Source organism: Granulicella paludicola (assembly GCF_025685545.1).
Lineage (GTDB): Bacteria > Acidobacteriota > Terriglobia > Terriglobales > Acidobacteriaceae > Granulicella > Granulicella paludicola.
The window spans coordinates 349074-375712 of sequence record NZ_JAGSYC010000026.1 but is presented as its reverse complement, the minus strand read 5'-3'; the positions used below and the strand labels follow the sequence as shown (position 1 = coordinate 375712).

The following is a 26639-nucleotide window of genomic DNA, read 5'->3' as shown; positions in this document are numbered from 1 at the left end:
GATGGATAGCGTCAAAGAAAAGTATAGATGCTCGGCTCGGCTGAGATTCGGCCTGGCGGGGATTCTGATGGATGCTTGAAAGGCTGAGGTGCCTGCTTGCCGGATAAGGTTCACAAACGCGAGGTGGAGGCGGGACGCGAGCCCAAGGTGTGCGCTGCATGTGGCCGCACGATGGAGTGGCGCAAGAGTTGGGCGAAGAACTGGGACGCCGTGAAGTATTGCAGCGACAGGTGTCGCGGGGCCAAGGTGTCCGAGCAGGATCGTGAGCTGGAGCAGACGATCCTGCGATTGCTGGTGGAGCGAGGGGCGGGCAAGACAATCTGCCCGAGTGAAGCGGCGCGGGCGGTGGCTCCAGGTGAGGAGAGAGCCGCCTGGGAGCCGTTAATGGAGCCAGCACGGTCGGCTGCGCGAAGGCTGGTCGCGGAGGGAAAGCTGGTGATCGTGCAGGGTGGGCGGGTCGTCGATGGTTCTACTGCAAAAGGACCCATCCGTTTACGACTGCGATGAAACGGAGTTCGCGTGGTGATGGCTGTCGATCGGGATGTTGCTGTCTAAGTGGGGATGGCGACGAAGAAGGCAGCAAAGAAAAGCTCTAAGAAGAGCTCAGCGAAGAAGAGTGGTGGTCAGGCTTGCTGGCCGGGCTTCAAGCGGGTTCCGGGCACGAAGGCCGGAGCCAAGGGTAGCTGTGAACCGAAGGCGAAGCAGACGGCCACGGAGAAACGTGCAGACAGCAAGGCGGCTGCGGCGAGCAAGCGCGAGAAGACGGGGCACGACTAAGGTTCCTGACAGTTTCTGTCAGGAGCGAGCGATATACTCGGGCGCATGGATGCCGAACGAGCGCGGGCTTTTCTGCTGACGCTGCCGCATGTGGTGGAGACGCAGCAGTGGGGGGATAACCTCGTCTTCTGGGTGGGAGACAAGGCGATTGGCGGCAAGATGTTTGTGCTGCTCGATCTTGGCTCGGGGCTGTCGAAGGGCGTGGTTTCCTTCTCTGCTGGACCGGAGCGCTTCAATGAATTGCTGGAGCTGGAAGGGGCAATTCCTGCGCCGTACATGGCGCGCATCCACTGGGTCGCGGCGGAGCACTGGGGCGTGCTGCGGAATGCAGAGTGGGAAAAGGTACTGACGGCGGCTCATGCGATCACGCTGGGCAAGTTGCCGCCGAAGGTGCGTAGGGCGCTACTGCTTCCTCAACGGGAGCAGAAGCGGCTGATCGTGGAGCGGCGACGGTTGCTGGCGGAGCGGGAGGCGGCGAAGAAAGCGGCTGCTGCGAAGGTTCGGAAGGCAGGCTAGAGCATTTCTCCCGATGATCGGTATCTTGAAAGAGTTGTTCAGCGGCGTTTTCATCGGGGAAAACGCCGCTGAGAGCCAAATCCCTGCTCTACACCTTCGGGAGAAGTGCTCTAGCTGCGGAGGCGTTCGCGGACTTCTTCCCGGCTGAGGTAGAGGAAGAACAGCAGATCGAACAAGCCCTGCACGATGTACGGACCTGCATGCGTGCGGACAAACAGAAAGAAGTATCCCGCAGCCATGAGCGCACAGCCTGCGGTGACGATCGACCATCCCCAGCGCTTAAGGCGCAGCAGACCGAAGACGCCGATGATCATCAGGGTGCAGACGCCGAAGAGGCTATAGCGGGTGGCAACCCCTCCAGCGAACTGTCCACGCAGCGCTGCGAAGGCGTTGATCATAGCAATCAAGAGAAGGAAGACGCAGATCATCGCCATGCCGGGGAGCAGCGGCTGACGTACGGGCGGAATCTGGGGTGTGTCGGACATGCGGATGGTTCCTTACAACGTGTGCAGATAGGCGAGCAGATCGGTGATGTCGTCCGACTCGATGTTGGGCTGTGCGGGCATCATGCCGTGGCCACGCAGAATGGTGTCGGTCACGCGGGCGTCGTTGGCAGGCGCACCGGAGTGCAGATACGGCTTCTTGAAGACGCTGATCAGCGGCGGGCCATGCAGGGAGTCGTCGCGGCGATCATAGTGGCAAAGCGAGCAGCGCTGCTCGAAGACCTCGTGGCCGCGGCTCTCCTGCGTGGTGAGCTGATTGAGCGGCGTAGGCGGAGGGTAGGAGTGGCAACTACAGAGGAGGGAGGCTAGGGGAGAGAGGAGAAAAGCAAAGGCGAAGCCGCTACGAGTTCGGCAGTAGGCACCTTTCCTCACTCCTCTCTCCCTTGTCCCCTGCATTACTTCGCTACGTCCTTGAAGATTTTTTCAGCGAGGTAGTTTTCGATCTTGGCCTGATCGTGCAACATCTCGTAGTAGGCGCCGGTCAGCAGCTGGGAGCGGCTGTCGTGGAGCTGCTGGCGAATGGCCTGCTGGACGCGGGGATCGGAGAGGTCGCGTTGTCCGGCGGCGTCCTTGCTGATGAGTTTGTAGATCGAATAACCCGCAGTCTTATGCGTATTGGCATCGAGCAGTGGCAGGATTTCGGTGGTCTCACCTGGCTTGAGCTTGACGATAGCTTCGTAGGTTGCGGGGTCGCCCTTCATCTGCGACTCAGCCACAAAGCCCATATCGCCCTGGTTCGGAGCGGTGTCCTGGCGTTCGGAGAACATGGCTGCGAGCTGGCCGAAGTCTTCGCCGGCATCGATGCGGTTCTTCAGAGCCTGGATCTTCTTATGCGCATCTTCGTCGCCGTTGGCCTTGTTGTTCTGGAGGTTGCCGGAGGGAGCAGAGCCTTGATCGGTGACCTGGATCTGGGCTAGGTGATACTGCGGCTCGCGAAGATTGAACTCGGCCTTGTGCGCGTTGTAGTAGTTGGTCACGTCGCTGTCGGTGACGCTGATCTTGGAGTTGATCTCCTTGTTGAGCAGCTTGGTCTGGGTGAGCGAGCGGCGTAGGTCGCGGCGGAGCTCGTCGATGGTGAGGTTCGAGGCCTTGAGGCGCGCCTGGAACTGCTCCTCGGTGTAGGGAGCCTTCATCTCGGCGATCTTCGCGTCGACATCGGCATCGGAGGCGACAAGGTTCTGCTTGGCCGCGCGCTGCTCGACGATCTCTTCGCCGATCAGCTCCTTGAGGATGTTCAGCTTCAGCGAGTCGGACTGATCGGGCGAGGGCGACTGCTGCTGCGGGTTGGATGCCAGCTGCTGCGCGTAGACCTTATCGACTTCAGTCTGCTGAATGGGGCGACCGTTCACAGTAGCGACGACGCCATCCTGCGGGCCCTTGTGGCAACCGCTGAGCAGGACGAAGGAGGAGAGAAACAGGAGCGAGGTGTTACGACGAAACTTGACCATGGGGGAGGGCTTTTCCTGACTCAATAACAGTGAAAATCACGGCAGCTGCTGGAACGGACCGGCCGCTCTTCGACTCACTAAGTCTACAGGATTCGGGAGATTATTGGGACTGTGGCGCGGGAAGTGAAGACGGACGCAACCGGGCCCGGACGCGCTGCAAGGGAAGTTCGAGGGTGTACCGGAGAGCCGTGGCGAAGGCGAGGCTGAGGACGAAGGCCAGGGGACCGGTGAAGGTGAAGCGGTCCGGCCAGCGGCGCGTAAGCACGTTCAGGATGAAGTCGTGGCTGAGGTAGAGGACGTAGGAGATCCAGCCGAGGTACCGCAGCGGCTTCCACTCCAGCCAGCGAAGGGAAGTACGGCCAATGTTAGGAAGGATGAAGCTGAAGATGATGTAGAGGGCGAGGGCTTGCAGGGTGTAGCGCAGGGACTCCTTGTAGACGATGCTGCGGGGTAACAGCGAGGCGGCCAGCACGAGCAGAGCGGCGATAAAGGCGAGGCTCTGGTGGTGTGCAGGGAGGATGGAGCGATCCTGCTTTTCGCTGGCGCCGATGGAGACGGGGTTGTTAGTGAGTGCGAGGACTGAACCCCAGAGGATGGAGTCGAGCCGGGCGTCAGTGGCGTAGTAGGTCCAGAGGTGTTGATTGTGCAGGACGGCTATCAGGATAAAGCGCCAGAGCAGTTCGAGGAGGCAAAAGCCGATGAGCAGGCGAGTCTGGGTGGAGCGTGCGATGCGACTGCGGGCGAGGGCGAGGTAGACGAGCGGGAAGAGCAGGTAGAAGTGCTCTTCTACGCAAAGGGACCAGATGACGTTCAGGCCGAGCGGAACCCAGGCCTTGAGGTCGAGCACGACGGTGTAGTTGTAGTAGTAGAAGAGCAGCGAAAAGAAGCCCTTCCAGTTGCCCACGGACTCATGCAGTGCGAAGTAGGCGAAGGCGGCGCTGAGGGCATAGACGACGTAGAGCGGGACGAAGATGCGCAGCGCGCGGCGCAGGTAGAAGTCGCGGAGGGCGATAGTTCCGGTGGCTGCGAGCTCACGGCGCAGCAGGGTGGTGATGAGGTAGCCGGAGAGGAAGAAGAAGATGGTGACGCCGAGCGTCGCGGGGATGTAGTAGCTGATGCCGGGCAGGGCATGGGCCCAGAAGACAAGCAGAAAGGCGATGGCGCGGGTGCCGTCGAGACCCGGGATGTAGAAGCTGGGTTTTTCGTTCGCGGACAAGAAAAGCTCCTAGCTGCTGGCTCCTAGCTTTTAGCCAAGAGGCTAAGAGCTAAAGGCTAACAGCTAGGAGCTGTGACTCAGGGCGGGGATTACAGAGCGCCGAGTTCGACGACGCGGACGCTGGTGATCGCGTCGACCTTACGGAGTTCGGCGATGGCCTTGTTGAGTGCGTCGGCTGCTGGGGTGTCGATCTGGACGACGGCGAGCGCGTTGCCGTGCGTCTTGCTGCGGCCGAGGGCGAAGTTGGCGATGTTCAGCTTCGCCTCGCCGAGGATGGTGCCGATACGGCCGATGACGCCCGGGACGTCCTGGTTGCGGATGATGACGAGGGTCCCGGCGAGCTCCGCCTCGATGTCGATGCCATCGTAGCTGAGCAGGCGCGGCGAGTGGCCGTGGAGAACGGTGGCGAGCGCGGTCCAATCGCCATGCTCGCTGCCGCGCGTCCAGTGGAGGCCGAGGCGCAGGGTTGCGCCGGTGCCTCCGGAGACGTGCTCGCGCTTGTCTTCCTGCACGCGGATGCCGCGTTCGCCAGCGACGGCGGAGGCGTTGATGCGGTTGACGCCATCGGCACCATGAAGCGCACCGGAGATGGCCGCGTTGCGGATCATATCGGTCTTCAGCTGCGCGAGACGACCGTTGTAGGTGAGCGAGATGGACTCGGTGCTGCTGCTGCCGTCGCCGCCAGCGTGGCTGAGAAGCTGGCCGAGGCGGGCAGCCATCTCGATGTAGGGCGAGACTTCGCTGTACTCGTCTTCAGAGAGCGAAGCCACGTTGACGGCGTTTTGAACGACGCCGAGCTTGAGGTAATCGCGGACCTGATTGGCGAGCTGAATGCCGATGGCCTCCTGCGCTTCGTCGGTGGAACCGGCGATGTGCGGTGAGAGGAGCACGTTGTCGAGACCGAAGTAGGGGGAATCCTTGAGCGGCTCGGAGCGGAAGACATCGAGGGCAGCACCGGCGACGTGGCCGGACTTAATCGCCTCGGCGAGCGCCTCGTCGACGATGAGCTCACCGCGGGCGCAGTTCACGATGCGGATGCCCTTCTTCATGATGGCGATGGAGGTCTTATTGATGAGGCCTTCGGTCTGCGGGGTAAGACCGACGTGCAGGGAGAGGTAGTCGGACTGGCCGAAGATGTCGTCGATGGGCACGAGCGTGATGCCGTTCTCGCGCGCGATGACGGGAGCGATGAAGGGATCGTAGCCGATGAGGTTCATCCCAAAAGCTTTAGCCCGGCGGGCGACTTCGAGACCGATGCGGCCGCAGCCGACGATGCCGAGGGTCTTGCCGCGGAGCTCGGTGCCCTGGAGGGACTTCTTGTCCCACTTGCCGGCGTGCATGGTGCTGTTGGCCTGCGGGATCTTGCGGCACATGGAGATCATCAGGCCAAGTGTGAGTTCGGCGACGGCGACGGCGTTGGCGCCGGGGGTGTTCATGACGACGATGCCGCGCTTGGTGGCCTCGACGGCGTCGATATTGTCTACGCCTACGCCTGCGCGACCGATGATGCGGAGTTTCGGAGCGGCTGCGAGCAACTTCGCGTCCGCCTGCACAGCCGAGCGAACGATGAGGGCATCAGCGTCGGCGAGTTCGGCGGGGAGGTCGGTGATCTTGTCGGCGGTGATGACGTTCCAGCCAGCCTCTTTCTGGAAGATGGCGAGCGTGGCGGGCGAGACTTTTTCGGCGAGGACGATCTTCAAAGGATTCTCCGTGAGTTTTCTGACGTCATGGTCAGTTAGCTAGACACACTTGCTACCAGTGTATCCGCATGGGCTTTCCATGCGCTGCCTGTGCAGAGGGTTGGGAGAGATGGGGGGTCTATCTCTTGCGAGGTCTGCGCTTTGCCGCTTTGCGCGCAGCTGGTCTTGGAGGCGCGGCTCTTCGTGCTGGTGTCTTCACGAGTGGAGCCCTGGTGCGGGCGAGAGCTTTTGCGCCGCGCCGACCTGGCCTGGGTGCCGGTGCATGGACTTCTGGGGTCGGCAGGGCAGGCAGACCATCGAGTGCGAGCAGCAGATTGTTGGTGGATCTGAAGACGTTGTAATGGCCCGACCGGCGGCCTTCGGTGACAGCGACGAAGACGGCGGTGTTGCTGGCGTGATTCATTACGATGTAGGTCAGGAAGCCTGCGCCGCCGCCGGTCTTTTCGACGAGGTCGAGATTCGAGTTCGGATCGCCGGAGCCGGGGGTGTGCATCCATCCCAGTCCGATGCCGGTGACATCGCCAGCGTGCTCCAGGCCGGACTGGCGCTTGAGTGTGGATGGCACGACGTAGACCGCCTGTGCTGCGGGGTTCTGTGCTGGGATGCCGGCGGAGGTCCAGGTGCCGAGCAGGTATTCGAGCCAATGCGAGACGTCCAGACCGGTGGAGTAGACGCCCGCGCTGGAGGCCGAGGGCTGAGTGTCGGTGCAGGGACCTTCATTCTTGAAGCCGCGCAGCAGGCGAGCGCACTGTGAGGGCGTGGGAGTGAAGGTGGTCTCCTTCATTCCGAGCGGCTGCGTGATGTGGGTCGCGAAGAGGGTCGCGTAGGGCTGTTTGGTTGCGCGCGCGAGTGCGTCTCCGAGGAGGTCGAAGCCGATGTTCGAGTACAGAGCGATGGTGCCGGGGTCGGAGCGCAGGTGCTGCGTGGGAAGCCACTGCCAGCGGAAGTTGTAGTCGGGGAAGGTGAAGTGCGGCGTGCCGTCGGGTGCCCAGCCGACCTCGCGTGGCAGGCCAGCGGTGTGGGTCGCAAGATTTTCGAGGGTGATGAGGTGCTCCGGACGCGAGGGCACGGTGATGCCGGGGGGCGCGTAGAGCTGGAGCGGGTCCTGCAGGCGCACGATGCGCTGCGAGGAGAGCTGTGTGAGCAGGTCGGTGGCGAAGATCTTGGAGAGCGAGCAGAGGCGCAGGAAGGAGGTCGCGGAGGGAGTGACGTGGCTGCCGGGAGCAGTCTCTCCGAAGCCGTGGATGTAGACCTCGCGGTTGCGGACGACGACGAGCACCATGCCGGTGGAGCCGGAGGCGGTGAAGAGTTCTTGACCGTAGATATCGGCCTGCTGGAGGCTGGGGAGTGGTTGCTGTGTAGCGTGGGCAAGCGGGGCGAGGCCGAGAGCGAGAGCAAGTGCGTAGCGGGAGAGGGTGGTGGCCTTAATCATCGATAGCTTTAGCGTAATGGCTCGATGAGTGGGTTGGGTGTTCGATCTTTGGTTCGCCGCTATCGCAGTCGTCCCTTTAGCGGAAGAAGTGCGGGACGAAGCTGGAGAGGTTGCCGGTGATGGGCGTCGCATCTTCCCGGATGCCCATGCCGCAGCACTCCTGATCGATCATCCAGAGGCCGAGCACGGGCCAGCGAAGGGTAGGGTTTGCCGGGTTCTGGTTGATAGCGAGCGTATCGCGGAAGTTGACGGTGGGGCCCAGGCGCTGGTCGATCTGCAGGCGATCGGTGTATGGGCCGTCTGTCTTCATGACGTTGCCGTGCGGCGTGGTGAGTGTAATGTTCGAGCCTTCGCGGGAGTGCATGGGTTTACGTACCCAGCCGGGCGCGGGCTGCCAGCCGCTCCGGTGGTTGACGAAACGGGCTTCGAGTAAGAGGTCGTGGTTGGGATATAGCTCCCACAGAATGGGCAGGATGCCTTTGTTGGAGAGCAGCAGCTTCCAGATGGGCTCGATCCAGCGCATATCTTTGTAGGTGCGCAGCGCTTGCGTTGCGAAAGATTCGTCGAGCATCGTCTCCCATGGATACAGCTTGAAGATCGACTCGATGCGGTTCTCTGCGGGCTCGGTATCTACGAAGCACTGGCGAGGCTCGTTCCAGCCTATCTCTTGCATCAAGAGCTGGCGGGTGGGCAGGCCTGCCTGCTCGGCGGTGTCGCGGAGGTAGGCGATGGTGAGGCGGTCTTCGGCGCTGTCGGCGGAGGCAAAGTAGACAGGCTTGGCGAGATAGTTGTCGATGTCCTTCCACTTGGCGATGAGCTTTTCGTGGATTGAGTTGAACTGGTCGGCGTCGGGGTAGATGTCTTTGAGCCAATACCACTGGATGACGGCGGCCTCAAGGAGCGAAGTGGGAGTATCCGCGTTGTATTCGAGCAGCTTCGGGGGGCGTGTTCCGTCGTAGAGGATGTCGAAACGGCCGTACAGGGCGGGCGGCTCCTCATTCCAAGCCCACTCGATGAGCGGGACGGCCTCGGCGGGAATTTCGAGCTCGGCGTAGCGTTGGTTGTCGATGACGTGCTGCGCGGCGGCAAGGCACATGGTTTGAAGCTCGTTGGCCGCGGCTTCAAGCGTGTCGACTTCGGCGGCGCTGAACTCGTAGCAGGCGGCCTCATCCCAGTAGGGGCGGGCGTCGAGAGCGTCGCTTACGGGCGTATGGAAGATGAGGCCCTGCTGCTCGACGGTGGCCTGCCAGTTGGGTCGAGGGGTAAGGGTGAGACGCTGCATTATTCGCCGCCTCCGCCTTCGCCACCTTCACCACCGCCGAAGGATGAGCCGAACCCGTTGCGAGTGGTGCCGCTGACGGAGTAGCTGTGGCCGCTGAGGGGAGCATAGCTGCCTCCGGAGAGAACGCTGCCGAGGCCTCCGCCGATGCCGCCGTAGTAGTAGCGATAGAAGTGCGGGATGAAGATACCGTTGTTGTAATAGCCGCCGTTATTGCCCAGTCCACCAGCGACGGGCTGTCCGTTGCCGGGGAGATTTTTACAGAAGCTGGGGTCTACGACGCGGTTATTCTCGTCGACGCAACGTTGCGGCTCGGAGGAGTTACAGGAGGCGAGGAGCGCGACGGCTGCGGAGGCGAGCAGCGGCGCGATGACAGCGGAAGAACGGCGCATAGGAAGAGTCACTGAGAGTCGCCCTTATCCTAAAGCATCCTTAGGGTTACCGCATTAGCTTGTAAAACTTCCTGTCGTGACGATGACGATTCCTATAGCCGCGACAAAAAGAATATCTACTGCATATTCCGAGAAGAACGTGCCAAAACCCTCGCGGACGGTTCCCGTAAGCGAGTAGAGCTCGCCATCCTCTGGCTGGAACGCTCCATCCAATGCGATTGAGCCGACTTCGTAGCTCCCTAAACCACCGTAGTAGTAACTATAGCCATCATGCGGTATGACCGAGCAGTGCGCTGGCTCGACAACACGATTCGAAGTATCAATACACCGCTGCATCTGTACCGAGCATCCGGCCAGTAGAGTCACCGCTGTTGAAGCAAGCATTGGTGTGAGAATCGCGGCGGAGCGGCGCATCTGTGCATCGTAAAGCAAAAATCCCACCCTCGGAAGGATGGGATTTTTATGCTTTACGTTACTTGCCGGTGGGAGCGGCAGATTTGGCTGCGGGGGTAGCTGCCGGAGTCTGCGTAGGCGGTGTGGGTACCTTGTAGGGCGGCGGAGGAGTGACATTCTGCGCACGGAGGGCGTCGTCGATGACGTTGAAGATGAACTCGACGGGGACCGCGCCGTCGATCTTGGCTCCGTTGATGAAGAGCGACGGAGTGGCTTCGACACCGAGGGCTTCGCCGAGCTTGCGGCTGGTTTCGATGGTAGCGGTGTCCTGCTTCGCAATGCAGGCGGAGAGTTTTGTCTGATCGACCTTCTGTACGGTGCCGAGATCCACGGTGAGCTTATCGAGCTGCGCGGTTGCGCTGGCGAGGGTCTTTTCTGCCTTGGGGTCGGAGGGGTTCGCGCCGATGTCCGAGGCATGGGCGTGGATGTAGTCGATCTCATCCCAGTAGCCGGTGGGGGACTGAGCGGCGAGGCAGTTTACGTCGACTGCTGCGCGCATGGCCCAGGGGTGCTGCTCGATGGGAAAGTCCTTATAGACGATGTGAACCTTGTCTCCGTAGCGCTGGGTGATGAGCGGAAAGATGGAGGCGTGGAGGCGGGCGCAGTAGGGGCACTCGAGGTCGTCGAAGCCGACGATGAGAACGGGGGCGTTTGCCGGGCCTCCGCGGGACGGGCGGCCGTCGGCGGAGACGAGTTCGCGCGGGTCTCTGGAGATGTCGAACTTGGTGAACTGCGCCATGGTCTTACCGTCGGCGGAGAGCAGGAAGTTGATGGGCCGCGAGGTGTTGCCTTCATTCGTGAAGGTGATGCTCAGGGCGGAGTAGCCGGGAAGTTCCGAGGCCGTGGGAACGCCGACGTTGATGGTGGAGTCGGGCGGAAGATTGGCCTTCTGGCGGAGGAGAACTTCCACGCGGCGGGTGGTGTTGAGGGAGAGCGGCTTGCCGGGGGTGACAGCGTCAGCGGCAGAGGGTGCCTGGGCACGGCAGCCGATGCCAGCGAGCGTCACTGCGAGGAGGAGAGGGGCGAAGTTGCGGAGTTTCAGCACAGGTTGATTATCTCAGAGCAGGGGGATAGGGATAGACAGGGTAGGACGGTCGGGAGTGGAGAAAGGAGAGCGGTCGCACGGGGCGAGAGAGTTGCCGAGCCTGCCCGTGTCCGAATATCTGGGACACGGAGCACCCAGTTTTGTGTCTGGCTAGAAGAGGGCTTCGGCGCGGCGGAGGTTTCCGGCGGAACCGATGTTGGCGAGGGTGAAGTTGAAGCGATAGGCACCTTCGTCGCGGATGGGGCCGAGGTTGTACTGGCGATACTCGACCGAGAGGCCGCAGCAGTTCCAGTTGTAGCCGCCCTGGATGGTGGTGTATTGCGAGTCCTTGTTCTTGAGGTCGATGCCGGAGCCGCCAGCTATGGAGAGGCCGGGGCGGCTAGGTCTGCCGTAGCCGATCAAGAGTCGCATCTGCGAGAAGTTAGAGGTAGCCGAGCTGGTGACGCCGGTTACCGTGTTGGTCACCGAACTGATGTTGGCTGTAAGGGAGCGTCCGGGCGCGCTGAGGTGAGCCCAGGAAAAACCGCCGAACCAGCTGCCTTCATGGATGTCGAAGAAGGTGTTGGAGCTGTTGAATTTCTTGGCACCGGGATCGTAGTCGAAGTCCCATTCGACGTCGGCATGGCTGGAGGTGCGAAACCGCATGCGGGAGATGACGGGCGCGATGGCGCGTGGCTGGGTAAGAAAGGCTATACCCGAGAAGTCGAGGGTGGTAGAGAAGATGTTGCGGCGGCTGTCGATTACGGCTCCGCCGAAGTTCTGGGCGAAGAAGGTCTTCTGGGCGAGCTCCCAGCTGAACCACTCCTGCTGCGGAGCCGGGCCTGTGGGCGCGCAGGGGTCGGCGGCGTGGCGGACGTGGGTGCGCGTGGGCTGATCGGGCGCGCTGGTGTCGGCTGTAGGGATGCCGTTGGCATCGGTAGTGGCATGGGGTTCCTCTTCATCGAGGTACGGCTGCGGTGTCAGGTCGAGGCTCGGTTCGATCTTGTTGCCGGTCTTGACGGGAACGACGGGGCAGCCGGGATGGGGCTTGGGTTTGCGGGGACGGAAGTAGAGATGCTGCAGGACGCCGTATTTGAGTTCGTCGGTATCGCTGACGAGGTCGGCGTCGTCGAAGCGCAGGATGGAGAGGAAATTATCGACGCCGTGGACGTTGCGGTAGGCGATCTCAGGTTCGATGGTGTGGCGCACCTGCGTACCGAATAGCCATTGAAGGTTTTCCGGGGTCTTGAAGGTGCGTTCGATGGCGGGCGGACGAATGTCGACGTTGATTTCGAGATCGGCGCGGTTGACCGGGTTGCTGAGTTCGACCGGCGTTGCACCGTTGCCGTAGGGGGCCTTGCGGGAGCGCGAGTAGAAGCTTTCGCGGACGGCGATGCTCGACATCGTATGCCAGCCTTTGAAAGCCAGCGGCAGCGACAGTTCGGGTCGAAGGTCGAGGCGTTCGGTGATGCCGGAGGAGACGAAGTTGGGCTGAATGCGCTTGAGGCCCGCAGCCGACGCGTCTACGTTGTAGATCAGCGGGGTGCCGGCGATGCGGTGATCGATGCCGGAGAAGTCGATCGAAGGGGCGTGGAAGATCTTTACCTCTTCGCCAGCATGATTGGCGACGGGGATAACCTTCTCACCTTCGTAGCGGTCGAAGCGCACATCGGTAGAGAGGCCGTCTTTCTGATGGGCGAGGTAGAGCACCGAGGTGATGTCGGAGCTGACGGCCTGGTTGAAGTTTTCGGTGAAGGCCGCGCGGTAGATGTAGGACGAGAGGTATTCGACGTCGCCGACACCGCGTGTAAAAGGGGTGAAGCGGTAGCGGAAGGCGGTGGTGATGTCGGTGCCGCTCTGGTTAATGTGGACGTTGCTGATGATGGGCACGCCTGCGGGCGTGGTGCCGGTCTGGGTGGCCTGCTCAAAGCCACGGTCCTGCAGCGAGGTGAAATGACCGGTAAAGAAGTCGTCGCCGGGGCCCTTGTAGCGGATGGTGCCGTTCTCCGAGAAGCCGCGCAACGAGTAATAGATGATGCCGACGGTGAGATCGACGGAGCGGTTCACGACGAAGTAGCCCTGCTCGCCGATGGTGAGGCCCTTGGAGCCGGTGTCGTTGCTGGCGCTGGAATAGCCGAAGACGGGGATCAGCAAGCCGGACTGGCGCTCGTTGGGGTCCGTGGGGTGCGAGACGTAGGGCAGGAAGAGCACCGGAACGCCCAGTAACCGGAAGGTCGAGTTCGCGGCGTGGGCCTTGCCGTTGTCGAGGGTGAACTTGCCGCTGTAGAGCTGCCAGTCGGGATGTGGGAGCAGGCAGCTGGTGACGGAGCCGTCGTAGACGACGTAGTCGGTGGGGCCGGTCTTGACGACCATGCGGCCGCGGAAGAGGAAGGGGTTGGTGTTGGTGTATGCCTGGCGCTGCGGACCATTGGAGGCGCCGACGACGGTGGTCGTGGTGGCCTTATCGGCCGCGACGGCACGCACCTGGATGGATCCGCTGACATCGTAGAAGCGACCAGTGCCGTCCTTGACGTTGTAGGTGGCGTGCGAGGCTTCGATATGCTCGTCGTTTTCGCCGCCGACGATCTTGACGTGGCCTTCGAGGGTGAGCTCGTTGGTGTCGGTGTCGAGGGTGATTTTGTCGGCGTAGAGGGTGTGGTCGCCGAAGACAACGACGACGTGTCCCTCGAGGGTGTAGATGCTTTCATCGAGGCGCTGGGTGTCGGAGTCCCAGGAGATGGGCAGCGGGGCTTTGGCGGGAGGCAGCGGCGTGGCGCGCGGAATATCCTGCGAGGCTGTGGAAGCTTCTGTGGAACCAAGCGCATCCGAAGAGGGTGTGGGCGCGGATGGCAGCGCCGAAGTTTGCGTTGTATCGGGCGGGAGTATCTGTGTGGGTACGGCCTGCGCATGCAGATTTATGTGTCCCACGAACAGTACGATGGTAAGTATGAGAAGAGGCAGGGTTTCCTGCGAGTGAGGCAGGGGCTTCTGCGCGCGAAGCAGACACGCCTGCGGGCGCTGAAGTAAGTAAGAAAGCTCTTGCAGGGCTTTGCGGCAGGCGTTGGGTTTGAGATGCGGATCCACTGACTTGAGATTAGACGATCCGCAAGCACGACAGTTGCGAAGGAACGCAAAAACAGAGTTGCAGCGGTTTGTTGTCGTTCGTCGAACCTCAACAGATTGCGCTAATGGTTTTTAGAGAGAGGCCGCCGACCGGCCCGTATGAAGTGAACAGGCAGAGCTTATGAGTAGCAGCGCCCAGCATGATTTGTATGACGAGATGTTTGATGAGCAGGCCGTTCTCGCAGCAACGGGAACGGATCGTGCAGCCGCGCTGCGTCGAGTAGCAGCGGAACGGCTGGCCGCGCACCGCAATCGCAGGGTTGTGAATGAGGTCCGCGTGGCGGAGTCGCCGCAGGCCGTCCCCGCGATCTCTGCGGCAGCGCAACGTGTGCGGGATGCTGTCGCGGCGCGCTACCAGCAGGCACCCACCTTTCGCGATTTTATGGACACACGCCCGGCCGCAGTGCCGGTCACGCCCGTTTCACAGTGGGTAGAAGAACCGGTCCACGTGGCTCAGCCCGTGGCAGCCATGTCGATTGCGCCGGAAGAAAGGCCGCTGGAAGCTTCAGTGGTAGAAAGAGTTGCGGCGGACCAAGACGCCCGTGTGTTCGAGGCTGTGAATCCTCAAGCGGCCACGCTGTCGCAGCTGCAGGTTTCAGCGCCTGATGCTGCGCTGGCGGAAAAAACCTGGGACTGGCAGCATAGTGCTGAACCCTTTGCAGGCGAACTGGAGGTGCGGCCTTATGCAGATCTGCCGCAGCCGCAGCCGCTACCGGAACGCAGTTATATGGCCCAGGCAGGCCGTCCCGAGGAACTGGAAGGGCTCGAGGAAGAGATCGAGTTTCGGCTGGCACCGGAGTTTGTAGAGCATCACATCGAACCGTTGCCGATCCAGGCGAACATCATCGAGTTTCCGCGGCAGCTGGTGGCGGCGAAGAAGGCGCGTCCCCGCCTGGCGGAAGGCCCGCTGCGCACGGAAGAGGGTGACACGCAGGAGCAGGCTCCGGTGCTACAGGAAGAGCAGCCGCAGGGCTTCCAGATGCGGATCTTTGAGGTGGAAGACGCGGTGATGGCCCAGGTGGCGGAGCCGGAGATCGTGGAGGTAGCCGAGATCCTGATGGAGGCTCCGCTCGCGCCTGCCGTACCGGAGTGGCAGGGGCTGGTGCTGGATACGCCGAAGCCGGTGTACTCGCAGAAGGCACATGCTGAGGACAGCGATGAGCCAGAGAGACTGCAGGAGGTGCCGGTTGCGTCGTTCGAGCTGCGCCTGATGTCGACGGTGGTGGATGGCGTGTGCATTGCGGTCAGCTTCGTGGTGTTTGTCTCGGTATCGCTGTGGATGAGCGGGCACGCGGCAGAGATCGCGCTGAAGGGGCTTTCCTTACCGATGCAAATCATGGCTTCGGCGGGTCTGCTGGCGGGACTGGCTATTGTGTATCAGGCGGTTTTCTTTTCGCTGGGTGCCGGGACGCTGGGCATGACGTACTCCGGGCTGGAGTTTATGACGTTGACGGGGAAGAAGCCTTCGCGCGACATGGTGCGGCGGCGTATCGGAGCGAACTTTCTGGCAGCGGCTCCGCTGGGTATCGGACTGCTGTGGAGCATCATCGACCGCCAGAAGCTTGGCTGGAATGATCGGATGTCGGGATTGTTTCTGCGAGAGTTTTAAACACAGGAAATCGCGAATAGACAGAAGGGCAGGCATGCTGGATTCGGTGCCTGCTCTTCGATTGTTTTGGGGTAAAGTGGACACTATCGATGCTTTTGGAGGAGTTTGCCGCGTGACCTTGGAGAGTGGTTTGGACGTTCAGCGTAAGTTGGCTTCCGTTGCGATGTGGAAGCGTGTGATGGTGGGCACGGGAGTGATGTCGCTGGCGGCGACCGCCGTGTTGTGGCAGCCGCATACGGTGGCTGCGGCCCAGATGCCCGATCCGGGAACGGTTGAGTTCTATCAGCAGAAGGTCAAGCCGATCTTTGAGGCGAACTGCACTCGCTGCCATGGCGGCGAGAACCATCGCGGCGGCTTGAATATCGATACGATGGCCGGGTTGCTCAAGGGTGGACACGATGGCTCGGTACTGGTGGTGGGGCATCCTGAGCAGTCGCTGCTGATCAAGCTGATTCGCCACGAGGGTCCGGCGGACGATCCGATGCCGATGCCTCCCAAGGGCAAGTTATCTGATGACGACATCGCGACGGTGACGGCCTGGGTGAAGGCCGGCGCAAAGATGCCTGAGTAGGGAAATGAGCAAGTTGCAAAGAGACCTCGGTGAGACTTCATCGGGGTCTTTTTGTGCCTGCTTTCCACATGGCGAAAGTGCATCCTTCTCGCCACTATCGCCGGTCCACGGTGCCGCGATATCCTGAAAGGGCTCTGGGGGCTTCGCGGCCGCCTTTACAACTAGATATGAATCAGCCGCTGCCAGGGGTCCTTATCCCGCGCTTCCGTTCCATCTTTAAGCTGAAGGCTTGCACTGCCGTCGTCGGTTTGACGGCGCTGCTGTTGAGCTGCGCGTGGACTACGCCTGCTTCGGCGGCTCCGCCCACAAAGACGCGAAGTGCCCGCGTGCGTAGGAACTCTGCGGTGCCGGTGGAGACCTCGCATTCGAGCAGGAAGTCCAAGTCCGAGTCGAAGAGGCAGGCGGGCAAGCGTGCGGGCGCGAAGTCGACGCAAGGGCGGCAATCGGAGTCCAGACAGTCTGAATCAAGGGCCAGAAGCTCTGCTCCGCTGAAGCCGGGCGCGAAGTCGCGGCGACGGGCGCGGGTCGTAGACGATCCTCCCATGGATATGCCGACGATGTATCGCGTGCGCGTGGGTCGCCACGGTCGGACGCGGTTGTTGACGACGCGGGAGCGACTGGCGCTGATCCGGCGGACGGCGATTCGGGGAGCAGCGTTTGAGGCGGCTGCTTCGGCGTCTCCATTGAGAGGCACGCACGAGGTGCTGGTTCACCAGAACATCATGGCGATGGGTGAAGGTTTGACGCGCATCCAGGATGATGAAGATCTGGACCGCATGCGAGGGAGTGGGCAGCTGGTGGACTTTACGCAGAGCAGGAGCCTACGTGTGAATCCGGAGCTACCGGAGAACCGGCGCGTGGCGCGGCCGTGGACAGTGACGTTTGCGCAGGACCTGGGGCAGGAGTTTTACGAGAAGTTTGGCGAGCCGCTGATGGTGACCTCGGCGGCGCGGTCGGTGAATTATCAGCGCCGGTTGACGCATGTGAACGGGAACGCTGCAGGAATTGAAGGTGAGGCCGCTTCGCCGCATCTGACGGGTCAGGCCATCGACATCGGCAAGCGGGGCATGACCCGTGCGCAGCTGGCGTGGATGCGCGACCGGCTGCAGGCGATCATGCAGGCGGGGGAGATCGATGTGGAGGAAGAGTTTCGGCAGGCGTGCTTCCACATCAGCGTGTATCGCACGTATCTGCCGTCGGAAGGACCTGTGATGAAGCAGGACCTGGCGCAGTTCCCTGTGCCGACTGTGGAAACACCGGAGCAGACGCAGCCGTAGTTTCGAGTCACGAGTAAGAGATGAGAGGAGCCTAAGGGCTCCTCTTATTTATTGGGATTGGGCGGAACCTTGGCGCCCTTCTTGCGGGCCTCGGACAAGGCAATGGCGATGGCCTGCTTCGGGTTGGTGACCTTCTTACCGCTGCCCCCGCTCTTGAGCTTGCCTTCGTGCATCTCGCGCATTTCGGTTTCGACCTGCTTGCTTACGGAGGGACCGTATTTGCGGGCGGTCTTTTTGGCCGGAGACTTTTTGGCTGGTTTCTTAGTTGCCTTCTTTGCGGTGGCCGTCTTGACGCTTTTCTTCGCTACCTTCTTAGTTGCCATGGTGTTGCCTCCCGGTGGTAGGAGCATGATCGATGCAGCAGCGTTGTATTGCACTGCACTTTGCTAGTTACGGTTTAGCCGGTCGCGCTTGCTGACGGAGGAGACCACTGCCGCGAGCATGGCAAGCACGATGGCGACGGCCCAAAAGATATAGACGCGCCAGTCGTGCTGGCCTTCGAGCTTTCCTTGCTGCCATGCGGTGTAGGTGGCATTCAGGTCAGCAGAAAGGCCAGGGATGGTGATGGCAGCGAAAGGCTCCGCTCCTTTTGCGGCAGGGACCGGAAGAGAACCGAAGATGCGCTCGGGGCCGGGTGCATGGCCGTCGCGGTCTTTGGGAATGATGCGGAAGAGGGAGTTGATCTCCGCGTCTCGGGAGTCGGTGAAAAAGCTCTCGTCCGCGGTATTGGGATAGAGCGTGGTGGTGCCGGTGAGCGCGTGCTCGATGGCGGAGACGCCGTCCTGGCAGACGCCGAGAGCATAGTAGCCGCCGAAGGGCAGCGCCGGATGTTTCTGGTGCAGGTGCATGTAAGCGATCGTGAGCAGCGAGGCGAGACGCGTGGCTTCGACGGCCTGCTTGCCGGTGTAGGCGTGGGCGTCGCGCTTGAGCACCCAGGCCTGATCGAGCGTGTCCATGGTGCGCCATTCGGATTTGCCGTCGATGCCGAAGTAGTAGCTGATGTCGGCATTGAGATGGGGGCCATGGATGTGCCATTCGAGTTCAGCGTGCGAGACAGGGACGAGGAGGGGACGACCGTGGCTATCCGGCACCTTGAGGCCTGTGTTGATCCAGAAGGGTGCCATGACGTCGTCGCCCTTATAGTGCAGGTGCGCGAAGTTGGCGAAGTAGCGGGCGTCGTTGACGGTGACGGTGTGGCCGGTCTGCTGCAGCAGCGTGATGAGCTGGTCGGGCGTGGAAGCCGAGAGCGACTTCGAGTCGGGAAAGAGCTCATGGAACACGGCGCGATCGGCTTTCGATGCCGGCGTTGCGGCTGGGGGTACATGGGCGACGCTGACGGCAAAGGTTTGCGCGCCCTGAAGCTGATTGGCTGCGAGCCGGTTGAGGATGTCGGCGAGGCGCTGCGAATCGGCGTGCTCCGGAGCGAGAGCGTTGGGGCCGTCTCCGCGGATGATGTCGTTGCCAATTTTCGTAACGATGCCGTCGGTGGTGAAGGGTGGCAGCGTGCTGGGGGTGTCGAGCGCAACGGTTTCGGCCTTATCGAGAGAGTAAGGGCCGAGGTCGAGATACTGGGCGGCAGTCTGCGCCTGCGCTGCCGAGATGGGGGTGCCGGGATGGACGGCAGAGGCGGCTTCGAGCTTCTGATCCTTGCCTGCAAAGTGGCCAACGACGCGGACGGTCGGATTGATCTCGCGCATGGTCCAGCCGGGGAAGCGATCGAGGCCAGACCAGTCCTTGCCGAGGATGCGGTTGCGGAGCTCGGTGAGGAGTTTGGGGGTGAGGAGGGCTGGACCTTTTTTGCCACCGCTATCGAGCTGATGGATGAGAGCGTCCGTGAAGCCGGGCTGTGAGGAGAGCTGCCGCATCATCTGCGAAAGCAGGGTAGTGTTGGGCGGCATAGGCGTCTCGGGCGGCGTGTACGGGGGTTTGCGGCAGCCGAGAGTGAGCAGGGTAGCGAGGAGCGCGAGCGTGCGGGGTAGGCGCATAGAGAGATTAGACGCGAGTTTTCGACATCGTGAACAGCTCGATGACGCACACAATGCCTGCCGGGTGGTATTGTCAGGGCACTCTGTGATTTTCAAACTTTCATGTTTTCTCTCCAAGCCCGAAACAGGCGAAGACGCCGAAGAGGTGAACTATGTCGGATCGAGGTCGCGGCCTTTTCCTGGGGCTGCTGGTTTGCTCCTTGAGCGCATTAGCCATCGCACCGGCGTTACGCGGACAGACAGCCGCTCTGCCCGAGGCACCAAAGCCTCAAGAGCTTCGTACGCGAGAGAAATCACCCCCTGATCAAATCGCGATGGTCAACCACAGGCCGTACGTACCACCTACGCAGAAAGAACTCCGGCATGACTACCTAAGGGACACCTATGGGCTGTGGGGGGCGTTGTCGACCACCATACGGGCAAGCTACAGTCAGGCGCGTGACAAGCCCTCAGGCTGGGGACAGGATCTTCCGGGCTTCGGGCAGAGGTTCGGCTCGTCCTTCGCTGTGACCTCGATCAACGGCTCGGTGCGCTACGGGATGGAAGAGCTGTTCCATGAAGACCTGCGCTACATCCCCTGCCACGGTTGCTCCGTAAAGCACAAGGTAGAAAACGCGCTGCTGGCGGAGATCACCGCCCGTCATGAGAGCGATGGACATAGGGTGTTTTCGCTCACGCCGACGGTCGCAGACTTTTCAGGGCCGATCATCGTTCATCAGGCATGGTACCCGGGAAGCAGCCAGGGACCGTTGAGCGGCGTGGTGAGCGCCCGCGTCGTCTTCGCGACGCGAGTGGGAGTCCATCTCTTCAGAGAGTTTGTTTTGGAGAGAAGACATAAAGATGAACCGGAAGGGTAATCGTCGAGTCTCATACAAGTAGGGCCCCGATTTTTCTATGGCAACACCAGCACAGCTGACTTATCCCGGAATTGCCATGGCTGTGTTCGCACAGCAGTTCTGCCTGCCGGTGCCGTCGTTACTGCTGTTAATGACGGCGGGAGCGCTGGCGGCGCAGGGAGATGGAAATCTGCGATTGTGGCTGGTGCTCCTGTCGGGCATTGTGGGATGCCTGGCGGCGGACGGGTTCTGGTTCTGGCTGGGACGTCGCTGGGGCAGCGGCGTCATTCGGCTGGTGTGCAGCTTTACGCCCGATCCTCGGCGTAGCCGCGAGAAGGCAAAAGGAACGTTCGATCGCTGGGGCTTGCGGCTGCTGCTGGTGGCGAAGTTTGTGCCGGGGTTGGATGGAATCTCGCCTCCGCTGGCAGGAGCGGAGGGAGCAACGGTGCGGGGCTTCGTGCTGTACGACGCCGCAGGCTCGGCGATCTGGACGGCGACCTATGTGGTGATCGGATACATCTTTGCGAACCAGATGGACGTCGTCATGCATGGCCTTCAGCGCTTTGGACTGTTGCTTATAGTTCTGGTCGGCGGCCCTCTGCTCGGCTATGTGCTATGGCGCGCGATGAGGATGGTGCGGATGATTCGTCACTTGCGGTTGCGGCGCATCAGCCCGGCGCTGCTGCAGGCGAAGCTGAACGAGAACGACAGGGTCGCGGTGATAGACCTACTGAACTATGAGGCGGACGAGCGGGTGACCGCGGGCATACCAGGGGCACTGCGAGTGGACCCGGCGCGTCTGCGGCTGCAGCCGAAGCTGATTGTGCCAGAGGGTGTAGACGTGGTGCTGTACTGCTCGACGAAGAACGAATTTGCCAGTGCGCGGGTGGCGGAGTCGCTGGGGAAGATGGGCTTTGCGGATGTCTGGGTTCTGGAGGGTGGACTGCAGGCGTGGGTGCAGGAGGGGCGGCCGGTAAGTATCGAGTTGAACACGCCGGAACAGTTTGCCGAACGGTTGGGTATTGTGCGATCGGAAGACGCGCGGTAGCGGCTACGGCTTCGTCTCTGCGGCCTGTTTCATGCGGAAGAGGTAATAAAGTGTCGTCGCCGTAATGACGAGGAACGCTACCAACGTAAAGCCTGTGCTGAGATCATGCGTGCGGTGGTGCGCAATGGAGAGAATGGACCAGACGAGCCAGGCGAAGGTAAGAACGATCTCCAGGCGCAGCCAGGCGACGAGTTCTTTCCCGAGGGCTTCCGCGCGAGCGCGGCTGGAGCCATTGCGCGGCCCAGGCAGATTGAAGAGGCGGGGGAATTGCCCGACGACCGTGAGCAGCAGGTAAAGAACGGCGGAGATGCCGAGGATGAACCAGAGAACTCCTCGAGCGGCGAAGCGGTCGGGCTGGCCGCTGAGTGAGAAGTGACTCGGAATTAGCGAAGGCAGCGACGAATACGTGATCGCGAGGTAGATCGCAGGCAGTACAAGGCCAAGCAGAGTGATGGCTTCGCGCAGAGGCTTCATGAGGATGAGAATACTGCATCACCATGTAGCAAGCAGGATGCAGTACTAGGCTTGGAAGAGGAACGCGACCTTCTGCGCGCTGGCCTTGGCCCAAGCGGTATTCGAGACGATGCCGCAAGCAAAGACGAGCAAACCTGCCGCGACCATGAGCCACCAGATGGGGTGCGTGGCGAGCGCGAGGTCGGTGTGGTGCGCGTGACTGAGGCTGACGACGGTGCCTGCGATCGCAACACCGAGGGCAGCACCGACCTGTCGGCTGGTGGAGGCGATGGCTGCGGCGACGCCTGCCTGCGAGAGCGGCATGCCTTCGACGGCACTGTTAGAAATGGCGGGGTTCACCATACCCAGTCCGATACCGAAGAGTACGTAGGCGCTGAGCACGATGAAGAGCGGCGTGGTGGTGGAGAGATTCGTGAGGATCAGCGTGCTCGCCGTGAAGCCAAAGCCCGCCAGCAACAGCGACGGGCGTGGACCGCGGCTACCAACGAGACGACCGGAAAGCGGAGAGCAGATCATCATCGTGACAGCGAGTGGCAGTGTGCAGAGCCCGGTCGTGAAGGCTGCGAGATGGCGGACCTGCTGCAGGTAAAGCGTGTTGAGGAAGAGGAAGCCAGCGAAGCAGCCGAAGGCGCTGATGCCGAGCACCGATGCTGTCGAGAAGGGAACGCTGCGGAAGAAGCGCAGGTCGACGAGCGGGTCGGTCTGTGACAGCTGGCGGCGGTGCTCGTGCAGAAGGAAGAGTAGGAAGAGCACGAGGGCAGAGCCGAGCATTGCGAGGATGTGCGGTGCGCGCCAGCCGGCGATGGGACTATCGATGACGGCGTAGGTAAGACAGCAGAGGAAGCCGAAGATGAAGAGCTGGCCGAGCGGGTCGGGGCGACGGGCGCGGGGAGCTTTCGACTCCGGCACGAAGAGTGCGGTGAGAACGATGGCCGCGATGGAGATGGGCAGGTTGATCCAGAAGATGGCTCGCCAGCCGACGGTCTGCACGAGCGCGCCGCCGATGAGCGGGCCGAGCGCGAGTGAGGCGCCGGCAACGGCTCCCCAGATGCCGACAGCGCGGGCGCGTTCCTTCGGCACGGTAAAGGCGTTGGCAATGATGGAGAGCGCAACGGGGTTCAGCATGGACGCGCCGATGCCTTGCAGGCCGCGGAAGAGAATCAGCGTGTGGATGTTAGGCGCGATGGAGCAGAGCAGCGAGCCTAGCGAAAACATGGCAAGGCCGATCTGGAAGATGCGGCGTCGACCGAAGCGATCGGACATGGAGCCGGAGAGCATCAGCAGGCTCGCAAGCACGAGCGTGTAGGCGTCGATGATCCACTGAAGCTGAGCGACAGAGGCGTGTAGTTCGTGCTCGATGGAGGGTAGAGCGACGTTGACGATCGTGACGTCCATCGCAATGAGCAGCAGGCTCATGCAGCAGATAGAAAGTATGACGTTGGGGTGGGTCGGTTTCTTGGGGTTCTCAGGCATCTGCAGATTGGATTCGTTCGCGGGGCGACAGGATGCGCTTGATGTTGTCTCTACGCATAAATTGGCGAGAAAGACGCGCGATTTGCTGCGAAAAAGAGGAGATGCCCCTAAAATCGAATCCAGTTTCCGTCTGAAAAATCGGCTCAGTGAGATCCCCTTATGGCCACCCTGATTGCGCGTCCTGCAGTGAAGCGTGCTGACGATGTTTTCTTCACGACCCTCTCGTTTTTTATGCTGCTGACCGTGGTGGTCGGGTTCGCGCCCAGCTACTTTCTCAGAGGTGCAGTCTTCGCTCATCTGCCGAGCCTGCTGGTGCATCTGCATGGTGCCGTGTTTTCAACGTGGATTATTCTCTTCGCTGTGCAGTCGAGTCTGATCTCGGCGGGGAACGTTCGGCTTCATCGCAAGCTCGGTGTGTTTGGGGCGGTGGTTGCTGGGCTGATGGTGGTGCTCGGTGTGCTGGCACCTTTTGGTACGCTGCGCCGAGGAGCGCAGCTACCGGCGTTCTTCACGCCGGAGTCGTTTCTGATCGACAACGTGATCGGCATCCTGATCTTCGGTGCGTTCGTCGCTGTGGCGATCTGGAAGCGCAACCACCGCAAGGTGCATAAGCGGCTGCTCCTGATCGCGAACGTGATGCTGCTGCCTCCGGCGCTGTCGCGCATTCCGTTGGTGCAGCATCACTTTTTTCTTGTTCCCGTGGTCTGCCTGGGCATCATCGGGTTATTGTTTGTTTTCGATCTGTTTACGTGGAGGCGTCCGCTGCTGGTGACGGTGGTTGGCGGGCTGATCTTTATCGGAGCCAATCCGGTAATGAGCGTGGCGGATCACTCCGCGTGGGGAAAACGGCTTACGGTATGGGCACAGCATCATCCATGAAAAGAATCGGCGCACCCGCCTGGGATGCGCCGATAGTTTACCTACCTTCAGAGAGAGCTACGCGTCGAGCTTCTTGACGACCAGCTCGTTGAGCAGGGCGGGATTTGCCTGCCCCTTGCTCAGCTTCATCACCTGCCCGACAAAGAAAGCGCTGACGGTGCGTTTGCCGCCCTTGAACTGTGCGACCTGCGCGGGGTTCGCGGCGATGACCTCGTCGATCATGGCTTCGATGGCGGAGGTGTCCGAGATCTGCTGGGGCTTGTCGCGGTCGTAGATGAAGGCGAAGTCCTTGCTCTCGGTGAAGCAGCTATCGAGCAGCTGCTTGAGCTGCTTGGAGCTGATCTCGCCCGCTTCGGCGAGGTCGGCTGCGAGGACCAGGCCGTTGAGGGACACCGGGGATTGGCCCAGTACAAGTTCGCCGCCGCGGAGGCGCATGGTGATCTCGGAGAGCAGGATGGCGGCGACGCGTTTGGGACTCTTCGCGAGCGCAGCTGCCTGCTGGAAGAAGTCGCCGAGTTCGCGGTCGGTGGTGAGTGTGGCCGCGTCCTGCGTGGAGAGACCGTACTCGGAGGCGAGACGCGCGCGGCGGGCTTCGGGAAGCTCGGGCATGGCGCTGAGGATGTTTTTCTGCCACTCGGCACCGACGACGAGTGCAGGCAGGTCGGGCTCGGGGAAGTAGCGATAGTCGTGGGCCTGCTCCTTGGAGCGCATGGAGTAGGTGCGGCCTTCGGCGTTGTTCCAGAGGCGGGACTCCTGCACGACGCGACCACCGTCTTCGATGACGCCGATCTGGCGCTCGATCTCGTATTCGACCGCAGCGCGGATGTAGCGGAAGCTGTTGACGTTCTTGACCTCGGCCTTGGTGCCATAGGCGGCCGTACCGCGCGCCTCCCAGTCGGACTTCAGCATCACGGAGACGTTGGCATCGCAGCGGAGCGAACCTTCCTCCATGTTGCAGTCGGATACGCCGGTGTAAAGCAGGATTTCCTTGAGCTTGGTGAGGTATTCGAACACCTCGTCGGCGGTGCGGAGATCCGGCTCGGAGACGATCTCAACGAGGGGAGTGCCGCAGCGGTTAAGGTCGATGTAGGTGCGTGAAGCGGAGTCGGCAAAGCCGTCGTGGAGGCTCTTGCCGGCGTCTTCTTCCATGTGCAGGCGCGTGATGCCGATGCGCTTGGAGATCGCGTTGCCAGCGGCGTCGAAGCCGGGAACGATCAGCTCGCCGTTCTCGGCGATGGGCTTGTCGAACTGGGAAATCTGGTAGCCCTTGGGGGAGTCGGGATAGAAGTAGTTCTTACGCGAGAAGATACTGGTCTCGCGAATCTCGCAGCCGATGGCCTTGGCTGCGAGAACGGCGTACTCCACGGCCTGCTTGTTGAGTACAGGCAGAGCGCCGGGCAGGCCGAGGCAGACGGGGCAGACGTGGGTGTTGGGCTCGCCGCCGTATTCGTTCTTGCAGCCGCAGAAGGCCTTGGTCTTGGTCAGCAGCTGGACGTGGACTTCAAGCCCGATGACGGGCTGATATTTGGCGAGGACTTCGGGCGAGAGTGCGAGCGCTGCTGACATTGCTTCGATTTTACCAACCTGAGGCGGATTTCGAGGGCGTGAGTGCATCTGAAGAGGGAACTGTCAGATTAGGCGAGGTACGACTGTGTCGAACGAGAACGAAAGCCCCAACCAGGAAGAAAAAGTAGAGAGCGGCTGGGCTACACCGGAAGAGGCGACATCCGCGCCGGCAGAGGGTGGCGAAGCGGACGGTTCGGCCTCGCACCAGAAGAACCTCTCCCGACCGAGCGCCACGGAGATCTACCAGCAGGTGGCGAAGAACGCCCGCGAAGAGTTGAAGCGGACGACGGTGTCGCTGGCGATCTCGGGTGTGACGGGCGGCATCTTTATGGGACTGTCAGCCCTGGGCGTAGGCGTGGCAATCGCTCACCTCGGGACGGCGGGCGGTGCGTTTATGATCTCGCGGATGTTCTATCCGCTGGGCTTTATCGTGGTGATTCTGGGGCGGAGCCAGCTGTTTACGGAGAACACGCTGTACCCAGTGGCACTGGTGCTGACGGAGCCACGGCAGATATGGAACACGCTGAGGCTGTGGGCCACGGTGCTGCCGTCGAATATCGTGGGAGCGCTTGCGTTTGCGAGCCTGGCTGCGCTGACACATGCCATTCCCGCTGATGTGGTGCAGGCGATGGCGGGGCTGGGACTGGCGGCTGTCCACGAGCCTGTGAGCACGATCTTCTGGAGCGGCGTGGTCGGTGGATGGATTATCGCGACGGCTGCGTGGCTGGTGTCGGGGTCGCATTCGATCACCGGCTCGGTGATGATCATCTGGGCGCTGACGTTTGTGGTGGGTCTGGGGAACTTTGCCCACTGCATTGCAACGAGTGGCGAAATCCTGATTGCGGTGCTCACGCATCAACTGCCTTGGTCGGCCTATCCGCAGTGGCTCGGGCCAGCGGTGGCGGGCAATATCTGCGGTGGTGTGTTCATGGTGACGCTGCTGGAGTATGGGCAGGCGATCCTAAGCGAGAATGTGGAGACGGAGGCAGATGGCGAGATTCGTGAGCTGTAGCCATCGCGACTTATCACCGAATAGGACGAGTGAAGCCACCTACCGG

27 protein-coding genes are annotated in these 26639 nt (G+C 61.6%); 10 read left to right on the top strand and 17 right to left on the bottom strand.

Features of this window, described 5'->3' with window-relative positions; all coding sequences use genetic code 11:
• Positions 1–96: 96 nt before the first annotated feature.
• The 3 genes from OHL14_RS17170 to OHL14_RS17160 are packed head-to-tail and all read left to right on the top strand — an operon-like array spanning position 97 to position 1293.
• Positions 97–507: a DUF2256 and DUF3253 domain-containing protein gene (locus OHL14_RS17170; RefSeq protein WP_263380605.1), complete on the top strand. Its 411-nt coding sequence runs from the start codon at positions 97–99 to the stop codon at positions 505–507.
• A 54-nt stretch (positions 508–561) separates the two neighbouring features.
• The gene (locus tag OHL14_RS17165; RefSeq protein WP_263380604.1) at positions 562–777 is read left to right on the top strand and encodes a hypothetical protein; all 216 of its coding nucleotides are present in this window, start codon (positions 562–564) and stop codon (positions 775–777) included.
• A 45-nt stretch (positions 778–822) separates the two neighbouring features.
• A complete protein-coding gene (locus OHL14_RS17160) occupies positions 823–1293 on the top strand; it encodes an MmcQ/YjbR family DNA-binding protein (RefSeq protein ID WP_263380603.1) in 471 nt (156 codons plus the stop codon).
• Positions 1294–1403: 110 nt separating this feature from the next.
• On the opposite strand, the gene OHL14_RS17155 is transcribed toward OHL14_RS17160, so the two are convergent.
• The 11 genes from OHL14_RS17155 to OHL14_RS17105 all read right to left on the bottom strand — a co-directional run bounded on the left by OHL14_RS17155 (position 1404) and on the right by OHL14_RS17105 (position 13668).
• Positions 1404–1778 carry a hypothetical protein gene (locus OHL14_RS17155; RefSeq protein ID WP_263380602.1) on the bottom strand — a complete coding sequence of 125 codons (375 nt, stop codon included), beginning with the start codon at positions 1776–1778 and terminating at the stop codon, positions 1404–1406.
• A gap of 12 nt (positions 1779–1790) precedes the next feature.
• Entirely contained in the window at positions 1791–2168 is a 378-nt protein-coding gene (locus tag OHL14_RS17150; RefSeq protein ID WP_263380601.1) for a c-type cytochrome, read from the bottom strand.
• 23 nt (positions 2169–2191) lie between these two features.
• On the bottom strand, positions 2192–3244 hold the full coding sequence (locus OHL14_RS17145) for a SurA N-terminal domain-containing protein (RefSeq protein ID WP_263380600.1): 1053 nt from the start codon (positions 3242–3244) through the stop codon (positions 2192–2194).
• A 100-nt stretch (positions 3245–3344) separates the two neighbouring features.
• The gene (locus OHL14_RS17140; RefSeq protein ID WP_263380599.1) at positions 3345–4460 is read right to left on the bottom strand and encodes an acyltransferase family protein; all 1116 of its coding nucleotides are present in this window, start codon (positions 4458–4460) and stop codon (positions 3345–3347) included.
• Between the two features lie 89 nt (positions 4461–4549).
• Positions 4550–6160 (bottom strand): phosphoglycerate dehydrogenase, encoded by a 1611-nt coding sequence (gene serA / locus OHL14_RS17135; RefSeq protein WP_263380598.1) that lies wholly within the window; start codon positions 6158–6160, stop codon positions 4550–4552.
• A gap of 118 nt (positions 6161–6278) precedes the next feature.
• The gene (gene ampH / locus OHL14_RS17130; RefSeq protein ID WP_263380597.1) at positions 6279–7592 is read right to left on the bottom strand and encodes a D-alanyl-D-alanine-carboxypeptidase/endopeptidase AmpH; all 1314 of its coding nucleotides are present in this window, start codon (positions 7590–7592) and stop codon (positions 6279–6281) included.
• A 76-nt stretch (positions 7593–7668) separates the two neighbouring features.
• Positions 7669–8874 (bottom strand): glutathionylspermidine synthase family protein, encoded by a 1206-nt coding sequence (locus OHL14_RS17125; RefSeq protein ID WP_263380596.1) that lies wholly within the window; start codon positions 8872–8874, stop codon positions 7669–7671.
• Entirely contained in the window at positions 8874–9263 is a 390-nt protein-coding gene (locus tag OHL14_RS17120) for a hypothetical protein (RefSeq protein ID WP_263380595.1), read from the bottom strand. The genes OHL14_RS17125 and OHL14_RS17120 overlap by 1 nt, the downstream gene beginning before the upstream one ends.
• Before the next feature lie 54 nt (positions 9264–9317).
• Positions 9318–9677, bottom strand: a complete 360-nt coding sequence (locus tag OHL14_RS17115; protein ID WP_263380594.1) for a hypothetical protein — start codon at positions 9675–9677, stop codon at positions 9318–9320.
• A 58-nt stretch (positions 9678–9735) separates the two neighbouring features.
• Positions 9736–10761 (bottom strand): DsbA family protein, encoded by a 1026-nt coding sequence (locus OHL14_RS17110; protein WP_263380593.1) that lies wholly within the window; start codon positions 10759–10761, stop codon positions 9736–9738.
• A 150-nt stretch (positions 10762–10911) separates the two neighbouring features.
• Entirely contained in the window at positions 10912–13668 is a 2757-nt protein-coding gene (locus tag OHL14_RS17105) for an LPS-assembly protein LptD (protein ID WP_263380592.1), read from the bottom strand.
• A 316-nt stretch (positions 13669–13984) separates the two neighbouring features.
• Here OHL14_RS17105 and OHL14_RS17100 point away from each other — a divergent pair, with 316 nt between their 5' ends.
• Positions 13985–15472 carry an RDD family protein gene (locus tag OHL14_RS17100; protein ID WP_263380591.1) on the top strand — a complete coding sequence of 496 codons (1488 nt, stop codon included), beginning with the start codon at positions 13985–13987 and terminating at the stop codon, positions 15470–15472.
• 130 nt (positions 15473–15602) lie between these two features.
• Positions 15603–16043 carry a c-type cytochrome domain-containing protein gene (locus OHL14_RS17095; RefSeq protein ID WP_263380590.1) on the top strand — a complete coding sequence of 147 codons (441 nt, stop codon included), beginning with the start codon at positions 15603–15605 and terminating at the stop codon, positions 16041–16043.
• A gap of 172 nt (positions 16044–16215) precedes the next feature.
• Here OHL14_RS17095 and OHL14_RS17090 read toward each other — a convergent pair whose 3' ends face one another.
• A complete protein-coding gene (locus OHL14_RS17090; RefSeq protein WP_263380589.1) occupies positions 16216–16587 on the bottom strand; it encodes a hypothetical protein in 372 nt (123 codons plus the stop codon).
• On the opposite strand from OHL14_RS17090, the gene OHL14_RS17085 reads away from it, so the two are divergent.
• On the top strand, positions 16586–17320 hold the full coding sequence (locus tag OHL14_RS17085) for a DUF5715 family protein (RefSeq protein WP_263380588.1): 735 nt from the start codon (positions 16586–16588) through the stop codon (positions 17318–17320). The genes OHL14_RS17090 and OHL14_RS17085 overlap by 2 nt on opposite strands.
• A gap of 44 nt (positions 17321–17364) precedes the next feature.
• Here OHL14_RS17085 and OHL14_RS17080 read toward each other — a convergent pair whose 3' ends face one another.
• Both OHL14_RS17080 and OHL14_RS17075 read right to left on the bottom strand, forming a co-directional pair.
• Entirely contained in the window at positions 17365–17643 is a 279-nt protein-coding gene (locus tag OHL14_RS17080; protein WP_263380587.1) for a DUF6496 domain-containing protein, read from the bottom strand.
• 63 nt (positions 17644–17706) lie between these two features.
• Positions 17707–19305 (bottom strand): hypothetical protein, encoded by a 1599-nt coding sequence (locus OHL14_RS17075; protein ID WP_263380586.1) that lies wholly within the window; start codon positions 19303–19305, stop codon positions 17707–17709.
• A 200-nt stretch (positions 19306–19505) separates the two neighbouring features.
• Between OHL14_RS17075 and OHL14_RS17070 the strand changes: the two genes are divergently transcribed.
• Both OHL14_RS17070 and OHL14_RS17065 read left to right on the top strand, forming a co-directional pair.
• Positions 19506–20162, top strand: a complete 657-nt coding sequence (locus OHL14_RS17070) for a hypothetical protein (RefSeq protein WP_263380585.1) — start codon at positions 19506–19508, stop codon at positions 20160–20162.
• A 37-nt stretch (positions 20163–20199) separates the two neighbouring features.
• Complete coding sequence (locus OHL14_RS17065; protein ID WP_263380584.1) at positions 20200–21189, top strand: VTT domain-containing protein; 990 nt, start codon at positions 20200–20202, stop codon at positions 21187–21189.
• Positions 21190–21192: 3 nt separating this feature from the next.
• Here the strand turns inward: OHL14_RS17065 and OHL14_RS17060 are convergent, their stop codons facing one another.
• Together OHL14_RS17060 and OHL14_RS17055 are read right to left on the bottom strand one after the other, a co-directional pair.
• Positions 21193–21663 carry a DUF1648 domain-containing protein gene (locus tag OHL14_RS17060; protein WP_263380583.1) on the bottom strand — a complete coding sequence of 157 codons (471 nt, stop codon included), beginning with the start codon at positions 21661–21663 and terminating at the stop codon, positions 21193–21195.
• A 45-nt stretch (positions 21664–21708) separates the two neighbouring features.
• Positions 21709–23136: an MFS transporter gene (locus OHL14_RS17055; protein ID WP_263380582.1), complete on the bottom strand. Its 1428-nt coding sequence runs from the start codon at positions 23134–23136 to the stop codon at positions 21709–21711.
• A gap of 159 nt (positions 23137–23295) precedes the next feature.
• Here OHL14_RS17055 and OHL14_RS17050 point away from each other — a divergent pair, with 159 nt between their 5' ends.
• Positions 23296–24015 (top strand): hypothetical protein, encoded by a 720-nt coding sequence (locus OHL14_RS17050; RefSeq protein WP_263380581.1) that lies wholly within the window; start codon positions 23296–23298, stop codon positions 24013–24015.
• Positions 24016–24072: 57 nt separating this feature from the next.
• Here the strand turns inward: OHL14_RS17050 and gatB are convergent, their stop codons facing one another.
• Positions 24073–25581 (bottom strand): Asp-tRNA(Asn)/Glu-tRNA(Gln) amidotransferase subunit GatB, encoded by a 1509-nt coding sequence (gatB, locus tag OHL14_RS17045; protein ID WP_263380580.1) that lies wholly within the window; start codon positions 25579–25581, stop codon positions 24073–24075.
• Between the two features lie 85 nt (positions 25582–25666).
• Here gatB and OHL14_RS17040 point away from each other — a divergent pair, with 85 nt between their 5' ends.
• Positions 25667–26593 (top strand): formate/nitrite transporter family protein, encoded by a 927-nt coding sequence (locus OHL14_RS17040; protein ID WP_263380579.1) that lies wholly within the window; start codon positions 25667–25669, stop codon positions 26591–26593.
• The last annotated feature ends 46 nt before the right edge of the window (positions 26594–26639 follow it).